The organism is uncultured Pedobacter sp., from assembly GCF_913776295.1.
Taxonomy (GTDB): domain Bacteria; phylum Bacteroidota; class Bacteroidia; order Sphingobacteriales; family Sphingobacteriaceae; genus Pedobacter.
In genome coordinates this window covers 32,570-49,070 of record NZ_CAJYOJ010000066.1, presented here as the reverse complement: position 1 = coordinate 49,070, position 16,501 = coordinate 32,570, and the positions used below count along the sequence as shown (strand labels likewise).

At 38.6% G+C, this 16,501-nt stretch carries 14 protein-coding genes; 8 read left to right on the top strand and 6 right to left on the bottom strand.

Features of this window, described 5'->3' with window-relative positions; translation table 11 throughout:
- Positions 1-3 precede the first annotated feature (3 nt).
- Genes QZ738_RS15100 through QZ738_RS15090 form a run of 3 tightly spaced genes read left to right on the top strand, consistent with a single transcriptional unit; the run spans position 4 to position 5,513 of the window.
- Complete coding sequence (locus QZ738_RS15100) at positions 4-2,703, top strand: lantibiotic dehydratase (protein WP_293788569.1); 2,700 nt, start codon at positions 4-6, stop codon at positions 2,701-2,703.
- On the top strand, positions 2,690-3,616 hold the full coding sequence (locus QZ738_RS15095) for a thiopeptide-type bacteriocin biosynthesis protein (protein ID WP_293788568.1): 927 nt from the start codon (positions 2,690-2,692) through the stop codon (positions 3,614-3,616). The genes QZ738_RS15100 and QZ738_RS15095 overlap by 14 nt, the downstream gene beginning before the upstream one ends.
- Positions 3,570-5,513, top strand: coding sequence for a lanthionine synthetase LanC family protein (locus tag QZ738_RS15090; RefSeq protein WP_293788567.1), 1,944 nt, complete (start codon positions 3,570-3,572; stop codon positions 5,511-5,513). Before QZ738_RS15095 ends, QZ738_RS15090 begins: the two co-directional genes overlap by 47 nt.
- Positions 5,514-5,557: 44 nt before the next feature.
- Here QZ738_RS15090 and QZ738_RS15085 read toward each other — a convergent pair whose 3' ends face one another.
- The 5 genes from QZ738_RS15085 to QZ738_RS15065 all read right to left on the bottom strand — a co-directional run bounded on the left by QZ738_RS15085 (position 5,558) and on the right by QZ738_RS15065 (position 11,679).
- Positions 5,558-5,761: a pinensin family lanthipeptide gene (locus QZ738_RS15085; RefSeq protein WP_293788566.1), complete on the bottom strand. Its 204-nt coding sequence runs from the start codon at positions 5,759-5,761 to the stop codon at positions 5,558-5,560.
- Between the two features lie 120 nt (positions 5,762-5,881).
- Positions 5,882-8,029, bottom strand: coding sequence for a TonB-dependent siderophore receptor (locus tag QZ738_RS15080; RefSeq protein ID WP_293788565.1), 2,148 nt, complete (start codon positions 8,027-8,029; stop codon positions 5,882-5,884).
- Positions 8,026-9,435: a DUF3526 domain-containing protein gene (locus tag QZ738_RS15075; protein ID WP_293788564.1), complete on the bottom strand. Its 1,410-nt coding sequence runs from the start codon at positions 9,433-9,435 to the stop codon at positions 8,026-8,028. The genes QZ738_RS15080 and QZ738_RS15075 overlap by 4 nt, the downstream gene beginning before the upstream one ends.
- Positions 9,436-9,439: 4 nt before the next feature.
- Positions 9,440-10,852 carry an ABC transporter permease subunit gene (locus QZ738_RS15070; RefSeq protein ID WP_293788563.1) on the bottom strand — a complete coding sequence of 471 codons (1,413 nt, stop codon included), beginning with the start codon at positions 10,850-10,852 and terminating at the stop codon, positions 9,440-9,442.
- Positions 10,853-10,977: 125 nt separating this feature from the next.
- Positions 10,978-11,679 (bottom strand): ABC transporter ATP-binding protein, encoded by a 702-nt coding sequence (locus tag QZ738_RS15065; RefSeq protein ID WP_293788562.1) that lies wholly within the window; start codon positions 11,677-11,679, stop codon positions 10,978-10,980.
- Positions 11,680-11,699: 20 nt separating this feature from the next.
- Between QZ738_RS15065 and QZ738_RS15060 the strand changes: the two genes are divergently transcribed.
- Positions 11,700-12,155 (top strand): Fur family transcriptional regulator, encoded by a 456-nt coding sequence (locus QZ738_RS15060; RefSeq protein WP_367268599.1) that lies wholly within the window; start codon positions 11,700-11,702, stop codon positions 12,153-12,155.
- 14 nt (positions 12,156-12,169) lie between these two features.
- Here QZ738_RS15060 and mobC read toward each other — a convergent pair whose 3' ends face one another.
- Positions 12,170-14,173, bottom strand: a complete 2,004-nt coding sequence (gene mobC, locus QZ738_RS15055) for a conjugal transfer protein MobC (RefSeq protein ID WP_293788611.1) — start codon at positions 14,171-14,173, stop codon at positions 12,170-12,172.
- 195 nt (positions 14,174-14,368) lie between these two features.
- Between mobC and QZ738_RS15050 the strand changes: the two genes are divergently transcribed.
- The 4 genes from QZ738_RS15050 to QZ738_RS15035 are packed head-to-tail and all read left to right on the top strand — an operon-like array spanning position 14,369 to position 16,496.
- Positions 14,369-14,566, top strand: a complete 198-nt coding sequence (locus QZ738_RS15050; protein ID WP_293788560.1) for a hypothetical protein — start codon at positions 14,369-14,371, stop codon at positions 14,564-14,566.
- A complete protein-coding gene (gene lgt / locus QZ738_RS15045) occupies positions 14,567-15,499 on the top strand; it encodes a prolipoprotein diacylglyceryl transferase (protein WP_293788559.1) in 933 nt (310 codons plus the stop codon). It begins immediately after the preceding gene.
- 12 nt (positions 15,500-15,511) lie between these two features.
- Positions 15,512-15,994: a hypothetical protein gene (locus QZ738_RS15040; protein ID WP_293788558.1), complete on the top strand. Its 483-nt coding sequence runs from the start codon at positions 15,512-15,514 to the stop codon at positions 15,992-15,994.
- 4 nt (positions 15,995-15,998) lie between these two features.
- Entirely contained in the window at positions 15,999-16,496 is a 498-nt protein-coding gene (locus QZ738_RS15035; RefSeq protein ID WP_293788557.1) for a hypothetical protein, read from the top strand.
- Positions 16,497-16,501 lie beyond the last annotated feature (5 nt).

Genomic DNA, 16,501 nt, shown 5'->3' with positions numbered 1-16,501 from the left:
TTAATGAATACAGAAAAAACGCAATCAAATAGCAGGCTCCTTCTTTATCCATATGTATTTTTCAGATATGCATCGGGTGACCATTCGCAATTCGAGCAGCTTAAATTAAAAAGTTGGATTTCCATTTCATCGCATTTTACATCGTTAAACACCGAGATTAAAGTTGTAAAAGAACTATTATGTGACTATTTATTTCACGAGGTTTCAAGAACCGATGTGGTTTTAGAAAAGCAGTTGCTGATCAATCTTAAAAGGGATGTATTTAATGATCGCGACGTTCCAAATATTGGTGAAATATTAGCGATCAAATCTAATATTGAAACTAACCTTTTACATCGTTACAGTTCATTGAGGGAAACCAGGAAAGCTGCTATGGCCAGCTGGAAGGAATATTTTGACAAGCATCAGCTAAATAATCATAAAGCTCTTCGTAAAATTTCATCAGATGAACTCTTCTTAAAAGGTATTCGGCTTTCAAGCAATGATCTTTATAATGAAGTCATTCAATTTGTAAATAAACCAATTGAAAAATTAACAAAAAAGGATTTTAAAATTGAGTACAGTCTTTTGAGATATCTCACCAGAATGTATTACAAAACTTCTCCTTTCAGCACGTTCACACATATTGGATTGGGTAAAATTTTTCCGTCAGGTGTATTACTTCAACTTCCTGCCGAATGTAAAATATTAAGTCGTTTAAGATTGAACAACCGCGTATTGGAACATATCAAAAATCTTGTATCGGCTCATCCAGATATCAATGATTCGGTTTTCATCAATTTTAATCCAACAATAGATTTAAAAGACAATAAGGTCAGCTTTTTAATAAATTTCCATAACCTGGAATCTTTTCAGACCGTTGATGTCAATCCTGTTATTAATAGGTTATTAGAAATCCGCGACACTGAAAATAAAGATTATAGACTGAATGAGTTAGTTGGAATTCTGGGAAATGACATAGATGCCACTCCAACTGAGATTAAAGAATATCTGCTAAAACTAGTTGAGGTAGGCTTGCTTGAATTTGACTTTAAAGTCTCGCCGCTTTTACCGGACTGGGATACAGCGTTGATTGAAGCGTTGAAAAATTACGAGTCGCCATCATATTTAATAAGCGATGTGATAAAATATTTAAAGGATCAGCGGCTGAATTACCTGTTGTATGAAACCTCAGCGGCATCACCACGCCATATGATTTTACAGCATATGGTAGATAGATCTGAAAAGATTTTTGATGATTTTTTGGAATGCCTTGGACTGAAGGGATTTGATCGACAGGCATACAAAAAGCAATTCCAACAGAATTTTGAAAACAACAAGTTTAAAAGGCTTCCTTATTTATTATCATCAATTACTACAGAAAATATTGTACTCGAAGATACTTACACTCCTGAAATTGCTATAGTAGATGAAATTTCTATTAAAGCAATAGTAGAGTTAATTAGTGAGCTTGGCAATTACCTTAAACCTTTCAGCAAAGTTTCAAAGCTGCAGCAAATTTGTGAATTCTTTATTGAAACCTATGGCTTGGAGAAGGAAATTAGCTTGCTTGACTTTTATCGTGATTATGCCATTAATGAAAAAAACCAGCAGGAAAGTAAACAAAAGATACAGCCAGGTTTTGGTGAAATTGATCAAATACAAAAATCTAAATACAATGATTTTTTTGCAGTGCTGAAAGAAAAGTTGCAAAACATAGTTAATAGTCAAAAAGACGAAATCTGTTTAACCAGGCATTGCTTTGAGGAGTTTACCAATGATGAGTCTCAACCGGCCCAAAATATTTCTTTTGGAATGTTTACCCAATTATATGTTGATCGCAAAAAGTTAAAAGCAGTGATCAACAGCGTATGTCCGGGAATGGGACGGGCATCAGGTCGTTTTCTTCATCTATTTGATGAGGAAGTGACTGCTCAACAACGTGAATTGAACAAAACATTAAATGATGGGGTAATGATGATGGAATTATCAGATGCATCCTTTTTCAACGCCAATATTCATCCTCCATTGCTGCCTTACGAACTTAAAATCCCGAATGGATATACTGCACTGCCGATAGAGCAACAAATCGATGCTAAAAGAATTATGGTATACATATGTAAAGCGACCGGACAGTTGTGCTTACGTGACAAGATCTCAGGCAAGCAGATTATACCTTACGATATGTGCCTCCAATCTGTTTCACAGCGGTCCAAACTCTATCAACTATTATCCAATTTTTCTGTACAAGGCAGCATTAATTTTAATCCGATACGACAAGCTGTCCAAGATCTCTTATATGGCAGTGAAGACAAATTTGAGGAAAGAGAAGTTTATTTTATGCCCCGATTGGTTTACGAAGATCTCCTCATACTCAAGAGGAAAAGTTGGACCATTCGTACGAGGTCAATTCCGAAGAAAAAAGATCAGCAGGATGATGCAGCTTATTTTATGGAATTAAACGAATGGCGGACATTACATCACATTCCTGCTGAAATTTTTCTTTATATCAAACTAAGGGCAGATGATACGACAATTGGCAATTCAGATGATTATAAACCGCAATATATTTGCTTTGAAACACCTTTAATTGTAGCACTTTGGTCTAAACTGCTACGCAAAGCCGGGGATCACATTTTCCTGGAAGAAATGCTGCCCTCAACTGACCATCTAAATAAAAATCCAATAAATGAAACGCTAATACAGTGGTATGAATACAAATAAAGATGCTAAAAATCAGGTATGGATCTCAGCATATATCTATTATAATGACATAATCAAAGACTTATTGATAGAATGTGTCGCCAAATTTATCAATGAGATGCGATCAAGATATGAATTACATCGATATTTCTTCATCCACTATTATGAATCAGGCTATCATATGAGGCTTCGGTTGAAGGTGCCAGCTGATATGGTGGCGACCTGGAAGTCTGGACTGGAAAATACTTATAAGTGCTTTTTAAATGATCGAGAAAATAGAAACCTTGCCACTGCGGACAGTGTTTACATTCGGTATAGCCCTTATTTGCCGGAAATTGAAAGGTATGGTGGCAGCGAGGTGATTGCTATAGCCGAAAAACAATTTGAATGCTCTTCTGAATTTGTCATCAATCTTCTTAAAGACAAGCAACGTCAATCATCATTATCAATGGCCATCAAAATAAATTTGATATTAATGACTGGCTTAAAGCTAAAGATTGGAGAAATGATACAGCTTTGTAATGATTTTGTTGAAGATTGGCTGTTTGTTCTATACGATATGACAAAGGATATTCCCACCCAACGGAGCTATTTTATTCATCATTTCGAAGAGAAGTTTCAAGAATATACCGATGATCTCGTCCCTGCAGTAGAGCTGATCTGGAATGAATTAAAAATGGAAACGTTCAATGATGAGACAGCATCAACCTACTATTTGTCTTGTTTGCAACAGCGATATGATTACGAGAATGTAAATCTTGATCTTTCTTCCAGATTGGATATCGTAAGAAGCTTTATCCATATGAATAACAATCGTCTTAGCATCCGCAACATTGATGAGTCATACATCATTTATCTATTACGCAGAACGCTTGAAACAATAAGGAATGGAATTAAAACAGCAACTTCACAGAGAGGTCATACGGATTGCTAATGAATTGTTACACCGTTCTCAACGGAATGAAAATGGGATTTATTGGCATACGCTGGATAGGGAACCATACGGAGAAGCTTATCAGCAGGTAAATGAGGAAATCTACAATGGTGTTGCTGGAATATCATTGTTCTTTATTTCCTTGTACCAATATTCGAAAGATGAAAAATATCTGAAAGCTGCAGAAGAAAGTCTGAGTTGGTGCAAAGCATACGTTCAATCCTCATCGGTTAAATACTATACATTTTATACCGGTGCAACAGGTGTCATCTACGCATTTATAAAACTCTTTGAGATCAGTGGAAAAAGTGAGCATTTAAAATCTGCTGAAGATTTGTTCTATGATATCAAAGATGGCATTATAGATAAAGTGACCATTGATGATTTTTTGAGTGGCAATGCTGGTAACCTGTTTGTAATTTCCTATCTCCATTTATATTCTGGCAGCACTGAAACTGGCGATATGGTTGACCTGTTACTTAGCAGGTTAATTGATAAAGCAAGGATTTCCAGAACTGGGCTAAAGTGGGGGTATTTTTCTAATGCTATTGATAGTCTTACTGGAGTCACACACGGAGCATCCGGAATAGCACACGTTTTTATTGAGATTGCTAATTCACTTCAAATTCCCGGTCTTATTTGGATTGCTGAGAAAGCACTATATTTTGAGGATGAATATTATAGTGAATACTTGCATTCTTGGATTGATATGCGTTTATATCCGGAGCATAGTGGCGTTAATGAAAAGCCGGGAAAAAATTTGTCTTTTTATCTAAAGCACAAAAGAGATGTAAACGCCTGGGCCCACGGTATAACGGGGATGGGTTTAGTGAGGTTAAACGCAGGAAGACAGCTCGAAAAAAATTATTTGCTTGATAAAGCAAAACAATGCTTAAAGCTCACTCAGGATGATATTTACGGTAAAGCTGAGTTTTCGAATTTTACGATCAGCACAGGCGCTGGTTCTTGGATGGAATTATTTCTAACAGGTGCCAAAACTTTTAATAGGCCTGAATTAAAAGTCCACGCATATTTCCTTGCCGAGAAAAGCCTGGAACATAAAGATAATATTGGAAAGTATGCATCGGCTTGGTTCACCGATAAAGATGATCCATCATTACTGTTAGGAACTGCCGGAATCGGATATATGTACCTTCAACTTTTAAACGATCAAACGGATTCCATCTTGCTACCACTCATAACTGCGCCTTCACGACCTTATAAAAAGCAAGGATTGCAAATTAATGAAATAAAGCAACGTATCTACGGAAAGTTCTACCGGCGTACTTTGTCTTTACTGGAACACGCACAGGTAGGTTTAGGAGATTTGTGGTATGGTGAACGGAGCAATGATATCATCAGCCTCTCAAAGTATTTAGAGCAAGTGGTAAAAGCGGTACCAGAAAACCTTAAAGATAGATTGTCAGATATCTTTCAATTTGAATTCCAAAAAGTAATGATGGAAATCACACCTGATTATAATATTTACAGGGAACAAAAACGGAGTTTTTTCAAAGATCAGCTACTAATGCTCAACGAAATTCCAACCGCTGATTTTGAAAAATTAAAATTCCAGCTAAGCGGACACGTTCACATAAGGAAAACAGAATGGGATTGGAGTGAAAGTGAACAAGCGATATGGTTCGAGAATACGGATAGTGGCCCAGCTGAATATCAGGCTGTACTATGGGCAGGTAATGACCGAGTTGAAGAATATCATCCTACCAAATTCTGTGGCATAATTCTAAAATATTTATTAAAGGAAACAAAGTTTTCTTCCCTATTAAAACAATTAATAAAAGAATTTGAGATTGGAGATAAAGCACTATTGAAGAATAAATTGACCGAACAACTCCGCTATCTAATCAACAAACAACTGGTAATCTTTATAAAATAAAACGCCGCTCCGAAGTAATCAGAGCGGCGAAAGGATTGTGCTTATTACAATACAGCAGACAATGATGCTGATTGGCTTGGGCAAGTACAATCTTTTGGATGCTGAGGATCGGTTTTTTCGGTATGCGTTGGGTGAGTTGATTCACCTAAGCCACCAGCCAAACGCTGTGAAACCTCAGAACTGATGCTTGTTACCAAGCTATCTACTTTCAGTTCATCCAAAGTGAGCTTTCTTTTTAATTCTTTCATAAGTTTTAAATTTAAAAGTTATGCCTGATAATAATGGGGATCGGCTTATCCCATTATGTTGCAACAGCATAAAGATACTAATATCGCAACACAGTTGCAATAATAGTATCAATTAAATTTTTATAACCTGTAGGCTACAGAAAGTTTGAAATTGAATGGCATACCTTCTGTGTAATAACCATTTCCATTATAGATATCTCCGGCCAGTATATATCTTTTATTAGTTAGGTTATCCAACAGCAAACGGGTGGTAACTTTACGGTAGGTATAAGCTACTGAGCCATCCAGTTTGGTGTAATTCGGTATATAGGTATCAGGTGTTGTAGTGGCTTTTTTAATGATGGTCGTTTGACCCAAAGCTAAGCTCAGACCCGGAACAGCATCTGCCGGAAATGTATAGCGTAACCAGGTATTGATTACTTGGCGTGGAGCCGAAGCATAACGCTGGCCAACCAATGCAGGATTATTATCTTTTGTAACTTTAACATTAGAATAAGCATAGTTTGCTGATATGGTAACGTTTGATACTACACGACCGATGATATCTAATTCAATACCTTTGCTTCTAACCTGCCCAAGCTGAACGTTAAAAGTTGGCGCAGATGGGTCTACCGTGACCATATTGTTTCTCGCCATATCGAAACCTGTAATTGTTGTCGATAAATTACCGCCAAACCAATCACGCTTCAAGCCTATTTCCCTATCCTCACCTCTGATTGGAACGAAAGCTTTCCCTTCTTTATCTTGTCCTGCTGTAGGGACAAAGCTCTGGTCGTAAAGAGCGAAAATAGAAGTTGATTTATCTATCAGGTAAGTTAACCCTACACGGGGGGTGAATGCCTTTTGCTTCAAGGTTTTAGTTTCTGGTGCAAAAATGCCGCTGTTTTCCCTTTTATTGTAGGTGTAGCGACCACCAAATTGTATAAAGAATTTATCACTGATACTTGTTGTATTGTACAGGTAAACTGCGGCAAAATTATTGTCATACCGGAATCCATTAAAGGTTTCCTGGTTTCCCTGCAATTCATCCCTGCTCAAACCATATTTGAGGTTATTAATGTTCAGTTCAAAAGATTTTGTACCATAAGACTGAAATGTAGAATCTTTATCCAGAACGTATTCACCGCCAAATAATAGACGGTGAGTGATTTTTTCTCCGGTTTTAAATTTACCATTCAAAAATAACTGCGTTGAAGCTCCACGGCCATTATTATACGTGCGAAAGCTCAGTCTGTGCGCAATACCATTTGCGTCAAATCCAACTGCATTATATCCGGTTTCTTCCGCCAGAAATGACCAGGTTTCTGATGGCGTTTTATAAAAAGAAGATTGAGAAGTTATTTTCCAGTTGTCGTTGAACTCGTGTTTAATCACAATCCTTCCATATTGTGATTTTGAGTAAGAATTTGGTAGTCCCGGATCTGCCTGATAGTTGGCGTGGCGATCATCAGTTAGCATTTTATCCTGGGCAAAAAACTTGGTATAGGTTGAACCGCCAATGGCAGTTTGGTTATTTAGAACGTACTCTGCCAAAATTGAAGTTCGTTTACTGAAATTATATTGAATTACAGGTGCGATTATAAATTTGTTTGACTTCATAATATCAACAAAGTATTGCTGATAGTTATAAGCAGCATTAAACCGGTAAGAAAATCCTTTTTCCTTTACGGCACTTCCGGCATCTACAGCAGCCCTGTAAAAATTGAAGCTTCCCGCAGTTAAGGTTGCGTTTAAAATATTGTTATCTGTAGGAACTTTTGTTACCACATTGATCCTGCCACCAGCTTCACCAGAACCACCGAGGAAACCGGCAGGGCCTTTAATAAATTCTATACGCTCAATCACTGATTCATCATCCTGCGAATGTCCATAGTCGCCAGTTGGAAGACCATTTCTCACAATTCCATTCTGAGGTAGACCACGCATATAAAGATTACTTGCGCCATCAAATACGTTGTTGTTCAAACCAAAATAAGTGCCGCTGGAATTGCGGGCGGCATCGCGTAAATTGAAAACACCCTGATCAACAAGAACAGCAGATGAGATACTCACTATATTTTGCGGCATCGTCAATAATGGCTGATCCAGTTTCAAAGTTTGGGACAAGGTATCGTTCTTCAGTTTTCGTCTAGTGTCACGCACAACTACTTCTTGAAGTTCCTTCACTTTGGCTGTATCGGGATTTATAGGTTTAGAAGGTTTTTGTTGGGCAAAAGCCCCCAAAAAGCCTCCTAATAATGGAATTATTAAAATGTACCGTTTTTTCATTTTTTTATTGTTTTATGGTTTATATTATTTGTTGCAATGAGAAGAAAAAACCCACAAAATATCAGTGTTAGGCAACTTCTGATGGTTAAGCCGGCATCCTTATAATCATAGCTTGGAAACCTGGTATAATCATCAGCACTGAATTTTTTGTCGTTGAAAATAAAGCCGTAGATATAGTCCTGCCATTGTCTTTGGAAAAACTTAGTACTTCGGTCGAAATTTTTAAAGCTAGCCAGGTCATTTTGTGCCAATTGATTGAAAGCTTTTTGAGCCGCAAGCGTAGGCACCCAATCCGATAATGTTGTCATCAGTGCATTCCGCTCATCAATCCGGTCATTGAATTTTTGAGTTATTGGATAAAGGCGCCGTTCCATTTCATCATAATAGGCAGCAAAGCGCCGTGGACTATACTGAAGCGAGTCATTGACGTTGCCAGTTTTATATTCCGGATGATGCTTATAGAAATTCCAGATCAAATCTTTAGGGCTGATGGCCCATACGTCTTCCTCAATCTTGCGCTGCTCAGAATCCATATCTGCCCTGAGCAAGGTGGGATATGCAAGATCTATATAGAGATTGAGTGTAAATGGAATTAACAGTGCAAGCACCATCCAGCTTGCCGACATATAAAGTACGGTCAGGATGGAACTCTTTCTAAGTCTGATAAATAGATACAGTAAGGCAGTCCAGAAAAAGATATAGCAACATACTATAGCAATCCAGTTCAATGATCTGAGTGGATTAATGCTACCTTCTGAGGCCTGAATAATCCCATATATATTAAGGGCTAAAGTAATCAGTAGTATTAGGGATATCCTGATCAGATATTTAAGCAAAACTATTTTCTCCGGTTTCCCGGACTGCACTGCCATTAAAGAAAATGTACCGTTCTCATTTTCACTTGAAACGACATTATAGCTAAAGCCAATCATTAAAAGCGGAAGAAGATATATGATTACAAAGGAGAGATCAATATTTCCCTCAGCCAGAATTTCTGGGTTTGAAATGTCAGGAGCATAATTTTGTGTCAGGTTTCGTTCAGTAGAAACCTGCTTGTAAAATGGAAGCACATCACGCTGTCCAATGGCCAATGCACTAAAACCGTTGGGTGTAAAAATTGCGTAAGGCTTAATGTTATAATTTACCGACGATGGCTCGCTTACACCGGCATAGTCCTTTTTACCTTGTGGAGTAAGGGTGTCCGATTTAAATTTTTTCACAGATTCGTCAATCTTGGCTGCATAGGTTTTCTGCAAACTGTCGATAACAACCTGCTGTGAAGCAACTACATTTTTTCCGTAATGAATACTGTATAAGCTAATGATAATGTAAAAACCTAGCAAAACCAGATAGAATGGCTTTCGGTACCACAGCTTCCATTCAAAAATAAATAGGGTCTTGATCATAGGTTTATTTCCTGATTTTAATAACTGAAAGTTCGATGAGCAGCAATATTAGCCCCAGCCAGCAAAGCAGGGATATTCCGATAGGTATAAGGTAGGCCGGTAGAATTGCCGAACCTTGAATATGATATATGAACGGTTTAATGCCAGCCAAAAAATTAGCACTCACCAGATGCTTCTCTTCTTTGGGATCGGAATGTACCAGTGCATTGTTAAGTGTTCTTACAAATTCATTCCGATACGTTCCGGCTTTATGATGGAAATCTTGGTGATGGAAAAGATCAGTTCCCGCAAATGCACGGGACAATTCCTTAATGCTTATGTAAGGTGATATAAAAGCCCCATATTTAAAGGTATTTTGCTGCTTGACCAGTTGACTATCTATTGTCAGTGAATGAAGGCTATACGAACGGGCCATATAATCTTCCGCATCTTGCAGCATCAGCCCGTCTATATTGATGGGCAACTGAGGGATACTATCAACCTTATACTTTTTCAAAGTATTCTTTTCAAGGTTTTCCCGACGTTGGGCGTAAGATGGATCACCATTTATTCCGTTGTAGAAATCTTTATTGACCAATTTGCTGAACTCGTAATAAGAAAGGAGTGGATATCGCTCATTAGCAGTACTTGCAATGATTTTTGGACTGATGATGCAAAAGAAAATCCAAAGACAAAGCTGCAACAGCAGAGATGAGCCAGAACTTCGAACCCAATCAGATATAAGAACACTAACCCCAGTCCATACAAACAAATAAATGAAGTAGCTGAAAATAAATAGTGAAACCCGAGGGATAATTCCATTAAAGGCTCCGGCGATTAATGTCAATATGAGCGCTGGAAAGATAATGATCAAAATCAGGGAAAAATTTCCGGTAATTTTTCCCCAAAGGATAGCTTTTTTAGTAGCGCCTTGGGTGTATAAAAGTTTGAGCATCCCCCTTTCATATTCTTTGGAAATTGATGCAGAACAAAGGAAGACGATCAACAGTGGCAGGAAGAGCTGCAATACAGTTGCTATTGATAACGAGCCGAATCGCATCATACTATCTGAATCTTTTGCAGCAGCAAAGTTCATTTCAGATTGCTTATGAGCTTCTACCCGATAGGTTGATCCAGTATAATCATTTACCCCAGGATCAAATAGGCTAAGAATTGTTAGTGGCTTATAGAGCCAAGTCCCAAAATGGGCGGCTGAATGAGGATTGCGGTCTTTCTCCGCAAGTTCTTCCCGGAACATTTTCTCGGCTTCATTTTGTTGCTGTCTGATATTGGAATAAGCCTTGTATCCTCCAAGAGCAGCAAAAATCAAAAGTCCCCAGATGATAACAGCCAGGCAGAAGAATAACTTACTGCGAAACGCTTCCTGGATTTCTTTCTTTGCCACGATGAGCCAGGTGGCAGGGAACGCTATTTTCATAAATACTATTGCAATAAAGTTGCAATAATACTTAATAATCTATCAAAATTGCAACTATGTTGCATTAAAATTATGATTGCTGTTAAAATGTTACCAATATGATAGATGTAAAATTCCCTGTTATATTAGTCTTGCATATAATTTAAATATATTTTTTCCAGCTCGTTGGCTGTAACTTCTGAGGCATTCATCTCTTTGACTAATGTGCCGTGTTTGAGAATACCAATCTTATTACAGGTTTCCCTAACCCTGAAAATATCGTGGGAAGCCATCAGGATAGCCGAGCCTTCTTCTGCCAGTTTTTTGAGCAAAGATGAAAGTTCGTTGCTTGCAAGCGGATCAAGTCCACTGGCAGGCTCATCAAGCAGGTATATTTTAGCCTTTTTTGCATAGGCAGTCGCTATCCCAACTTTTTGATGCATCCCTTTGGAATAGCTGCCAGTCTTTTGATGATGCGCACTGTCCTGTAACCCGCAGGCGGTAAGAATGCTTGAAAGTTCTTTGTGACTATAGTGGAATTTTGCTAATCTGCAGAAATAATCCAGGTTTTCCAATCCGGTTAGGTGAGGATAAAGGTTTACATTCTCTGGTATGTAGCCGATCTGTTGTCTTGCTCTTTCTGAATCGTTATAAGCATCAAACCCGGCAATGAAAGTTTTGCCACTATCTGGACCTAAAAATCCAAGCAACATATTGAGCGTGGTTGATTTTCCTGCTCCGTTTGGACCCAGTAAACCATAAACTTCTCCTTCGGCAACCGCCAATGTAAGATTATTTACAACCTGCTTGCCTTCAAACGATTTACTTGTGTTCTCAATTGTAATCATAATGTATAATTGAATTACTAATGCAACTATGTTGCAAAATTAATGATTATATTTGTTATCGCAACCGAGTTGAAATAAATAGTTATCTTTGCAGGGTTATGAAGAGCAGAAGAAATACTACAGCGAAAACAAAGATATTAAATTTATTAAGTGCTTCGAAAGAAGCGTTGTCCCATTCGCAATTACAGGCTTCATTGAAAGATATTTGTGATAGGGTAACCATTTACCGAGTCCTAGACAGGTTAGCTGAAGAAGATGTCATCCATAAGATCGTAGATTTTGATGGGGTGATCAAATATGCGATATGCCATAAGTGTGACGAGAAGCACCACCACGATCATATACATTTCAGTTGTACACAGTGCCACACCGTTACCTGCATAGAAGATGTTGAGCCTTTATTTAAGCTGCCAAAAAAATATAAGGTGGAGGAAGTTAATTTTACTGTATCTGGTATTTGTCCAAGTTGCTCCTAGATAATACGAGTGTATTATTCCTGCTGTACCAAATGCTGTAAGTTGGGATCGCTCTTGATACGCTCCATTTCGCTTTCAACGATATGCAGCACATCCGATTTTATCTGTTTGTAGTTGGCTTCTATTTCCTGTTTCATTTTATCCTCGCCCTGCTCATTTACAAAAGATAATATTTGTGGTATCTGCTGACAGGCTTTGGTTTCGGCGGCTACCTTTTCATTATCTACCACGATTTCGGCGTGGAAAATCTTTTGCTCGATACGCTCGTCGAAGTTATCCGATACAGAACCGACAAACATACCCTGTGTCAAAGTTGAGATTTTGGAAGCTGGAATAAGACTGTCTAACTGTGTGGAGATAGATGTAGATTTATCATTGCGGTTAATCGTCATACTCTGGCGTTTCTGCAATACTTTCCCGAAGCGTTCAGATAGGCTTTTTGCCGTTTCGCCAACCACCTGACCACAAAATATATTACCGACGGTATTTTGGATAACCTTGCTCTCTTTGTCGCCGTAATCCCTCGTTGATTGCGAAAAATCCTGAAAGCCCAAACATACAGCCACCTTATTACTTCTCGCCGTTGCGATAAGGTTATCCAGTCCCCGAAAATAAATCGTTGGCAACTCATCTATGATAACCGAACTCTTTAGCTGTCCCTTTTTGTTGATCAGCTTTACAATCCGTGAATTGTACAACCCTAATGCTGCCGAATAGATATTTTGGCGGTCGGGATTATTACCCACGCACAAAATTTTCGGCTCTTTAGGGTTATTGATGTCGAGTGTGAAATCATCGCCTGTCATTACCCAATACAATTGCGGGCTAATCATTCTTGACAATGGAATTTTTGCTGATGCTATCTGTCCCTGTAACTGGTCTTGTGCGCCGCCTTGCCACGCATGCATAAAGGGCGACAAATAATTTTCCAGTTCGGGATAAGAAGTTAGAATAGTGAACACCTCTGAATACTTTTTATTTAGCAATTCAATGGCGTGTGGGAATGTACAATACTTACCATTCTCATAGATTTTCAAATACCAAATAATGGCAGCCAATAAGATAATTGGGCTTTCCACAAAAAAATCCCCTTGCTTCAAAATCCAGCTTTTATTAAGGTTCAACATTATGGTATATGCCGCCTCGTAAGCATCCGAAATGTCGGTCATAAAGTCGGGTTTAAGTGGATTGCAACGGTGGCTCTTCCGTGGATCGTCGAAATTTATCACGTAAAATTTCGGCTTTACGTTGTACTTATCCCGGTGCTTTAGTAGATGATTGTAGGCAATGGTAGAAAGGTCGTCAAACTTGAAATCGTAGATGTACATACTAAAGCCTTTTTCAATCTGCTGCTTGATATAGTTATTTACGATGGCATAGCTCTTGCCTGAACCCGGCGTACCCAGCACGATTGATGCCCTGAAAACATTCACTACGTTAATCCACCCGTTGTTCCATTTGCCTTTGTAATAAAACTTGGTCGGAAGATTGACAGAGTATTCGTTTTCCATTAAATGAGTTTCCTGTTGGAAGCTCTCGTTTTCATTATTGAAAACATCATCCATAAGGTCGTTGCGAAGCAAACGGCTCATCCAAACACCTGCAACCATTAAAGCGATATAGCCTGAACCTGTGGTAACGATATACAGGATTGTAGCGGGTAATAATGGTAGCTTTAGTAAAGGAAAATTCAAAAAAAACAGGATAATACCGATTGCTAAAGCCATATAGATTTTAGACCAGGTTATCTTCTCGTCTTTAACGCCCTTAGTCCCCAAACAGCTCAAAGCAAGCAATACAAAAGCGAATAATTTGGTATAAAGCGTATGTGAAAACAGTCCGGCAGTACGCTGAAAATTGCCTAATATCTTGTTGATGAGTTCTAACGTCCAGCCGCGTTCAATAAAGAAACCGTAGCAGAACCAATAAAGGTGCATCAGTACTAAAATGATACTGACTGCCCGCATAAATGCCATTATCTTGGCAAGCCCTTTTAAATCGTCTTCTCCCTGCATTATTTTAAGTTTTAATGTTTGAGGCGTGAATTTAAAGGCTCTGCGTACCTGCCCTAAGAATGTGGCGGTCAGTGGCGTTGTGTGGCAGTGTTTGGCTCTCCAATACCATAAAAAAGTCGATCTTGTTAGTGCAACACTATTGCGTTATCATTGCAGATGTGTATATTTGCAACACAGTTGCATTAATAAATTTATAAAATGGTTCCTCAAACATTTGCGCAGTGGAAAAGCTGCATTGTAAACAATTGCAAAATTGATCTGACAAAAGACTTTGCGGAAGAAAGGTTGATGGTGTATGAAGATTTCAATAATCCAGAAACCCAAAAATTCATTTCGCTGTATGGCGAAGCACATTTACAAAACATCATCAATTGGTTTAAACAAATTCTACAATAGATGACCACGGATGTATTACAGATGATTTTAGATTGTAGTGTTTTTGCTGTATCGCACAGCGGCATTATCGCTGTACACAACGTGATCTCCAATATTGATTTATTGGCCATTAGATGGAATGTTAATCCTGAAATATTCGACATTGGGCGGTTTTCCTTGCGATATTATTCCCTATGCTTTGTGGCGGCATTTTTTACGAGCTACCTGATTTTGCAACATAATTTTTTGAAAGCGCACAAACCGCAACGACTTTTAGATGCGCTGACTGTTTATGTATTTGTAGGTACGATCATTGGTGCAAGGTTGGGCCATTGCCTGTTTTATGAATTTGATTATTACCGCCATCATCTACTCGAAATTATTCTGCCTTATAAATTCTCTAAGGATGGCACATTCCAATTAACCGGGTATCAGGGATTGGCCAGCCACGGCGGTGCTGTCGGTATTTTACTGTCAGTACTATTATTCTGCAAGAAATATAGGCAATCATTTTTTTATATGGCTGACCAATTGGTAATCGTGGTAGCCATATCCTCTTTTTTTATCCGTATAGGCAATCTCTTCAATTCTGAAATAATCGGTAGACCATCTGCTTTGCCCTGGGCATTTATTTTTGAGAGGATTGACAATGTACCCCGGCATCCGGCACAACTTTACGAAGCAATTGCATATCTGTTGCTGTTTTTCTTTTTGGGTTACTACTATAAGATGAAAACCACAAAGCATAAGAGCGGCTACCTGTTTGGCCTGTTCCTCGTGCTCCTTTTCAGCATCCGCTTTTTAATAGAATTTATAAAAGAGCCGCAGGAGGCATTTGAAAATAATATGGACTTGGATATGGGCCAGTGGCTTAGTATTCCTTTCATAGCCATTGGAATTTACCTGATGTACATAAAGCGATTAAGGCCTAACAAAAAAACATTGATAATTTAAAATAGGATATAAATGGAAACAAAACTGTTCAATGAAAAAATGGTTACAGACACGTTACAGCTTTGGTGTGACAATGTGGTGCTGATCGGCAAAATCCATTCGGAAGGTGGCGATTTTGCAGCGGCGGCCAACAAAGTGCTTAGCGAGAATTACGACTACGACAACGGCAAGGTGCTGTTCAAACCTACACTGGCTTATGGGCCACAAACCTTCAGACCCACCAAAAAGGGCGCGCTTGCCTATTTTGTAGGAGGCGACGAAAATTTCCCCACCGATAAAGGGTTTAAGCTTAAGCCTTGGGTAAAAGTATGGTTCAATAAGCTTGATTACATCCTGCACGCCGATCTCGCAATCGTGCAATGCAACGTCCATTTTATCGGTGAGGATGACAGCCACATATTTGTGAACAAAAGTTTTGTATTCAAAATCTGTGGTGATGGAAAGGTGCGGATTATCCTCCATCAGTCCTCGTTGCCATATCAACCAACCATATAATCTGATGATGAATTGTCTCTACTTGATCTGTCCTACGGACCACCTGGAAACTGTGATTAATACTGTTTTCAAAGGGCGTAATTATTTCTATACCTCCTTGGGCAACAATTTGCCTCCGGATGAGCATACCATAGCACAGATATCGGCTATCATTGAATGCAATAACATTGGTCGGCTTACATTCATCCTTTCCGAGCGTAACCGTATCGTGCTCGATGCGGTCAATGATCAAAACTTTATTAAAATAACCGGGCTGCGCAATGCTTATGCAGATCTGAGGCGACACCAAAAAATCACGGGTAATTATCCGGCAACCAGTAGTTCGAATGCCCTCATAATTTCTTCTTACCTCCACCAGAAAATCAAGGAATTACAAGAATTGCTTCGGAACAGGTTTAGAACACCACTCCTTATTGATGGGAAATTGTATTCAATGAAGGAAAAATGCTTTAAGCCTGTTTATTCTGATCTGCTATTCCTGCAAACTGAGAGCCTAAATTAATATAA

What these genes read in the sequence shown, in the direction of transcription:
- QZ738_RS15100 (WP_293788569.1), top strand. Translation starts at nt 4, where the DNA reads ATGAATACAGAAAAAACGCAATCAAATAGCAGGCTCCTTCTTTATCCA.
- QZ738_RS15095 (WP_293788568.1), top strand. Translation starts at nt 2,690, where the DNA reads ATGAATACAAATAAAGATGCTAAAAATCAGGTATGGATCTCAGCATAT.
- QZ738_RS15090 (WP_293788567.1), top strand. Translation starts at nt 3,570, where the DNA reads ATGGAATTAAAACAGCAACTTCACAGAGAGGTCATACGGATTGCTAAT.
- QZ738_RS15085 (WP_293788566.1), bottom strand. Translation starts at nt 5,761, where the DNA reads ATGAAAGAATTAAAAAGAAAGCTCACTTTGGATGAACTGAAAGTAGAT.
- QZ738_RS15080 (WP_293788565.1), bottom strand. Translation starts at nt 8,029, where the DNA reads ATGAAAAAACGGTACATTTTAATAATTCCATTATTAGGAGGCTTTTTG.
- QZ738_RS15075 (WP_293788564.1), bottom strand. Translation starts at nt 9,435, where the DNA reads ATGATCAAGACCCTATTTATTTTTGAATGGAAGCTGTGGTACCGAAAG.
- QZ738_RS15070 (WP_293788563.1), bottom strand. Translation starts at nt 10,852, where the DNA reads ATGAAAATAGCGTTCCCTGCCACCTGGCTCATCGTGGCAAAGAAAGAA.
- QZ738_RS15065 (WP_293788562.1), bottom strand. Translation starts at nt 11,679, where the DNA reads ATGATTACAATTGAGAACACAAGTAAATCGTTTGAAGGCAAGCAGGTT.
- QZ738_RS15060 (WP_367268599.1), top strand. Translation starts at nt 11,700, where the DNA reads ATGCAACTATGTTGCAAAATTAATGATTATATTTGTTATCGCAACCGA.
- QZ738_RS15050 (WP_293788560.1), top strand. Translation starts at nt 14,369, where the DNA reads ATGGTTCCTCAAACATTTGCGCAGTGGAAAAGCTGCATTGTAAACAAT.
- lgt (WP_293788559.1), top strand. Translation starts at nt 14,567, where the DNA reads ATGACCACGGATGTATTACAGATGATTTTAGATTGTAGTGTTTTTGCT.
- QZ738_RS15040 (WP_293788558.1), top strand. Translation starts at nt 15,512, where the DNA reads ATGGAAACAAAACTGTTCAATGAAAAAATGGTTACAGACACGTTACAG.
- QZ738_RS15035 (WP_293788557.1), top strand. Translation starts at nt 15,999, where the DNA reads ATGATGAATTGTCTCTACTTGATCTGTCCTACGGACCACCTGGAAACT.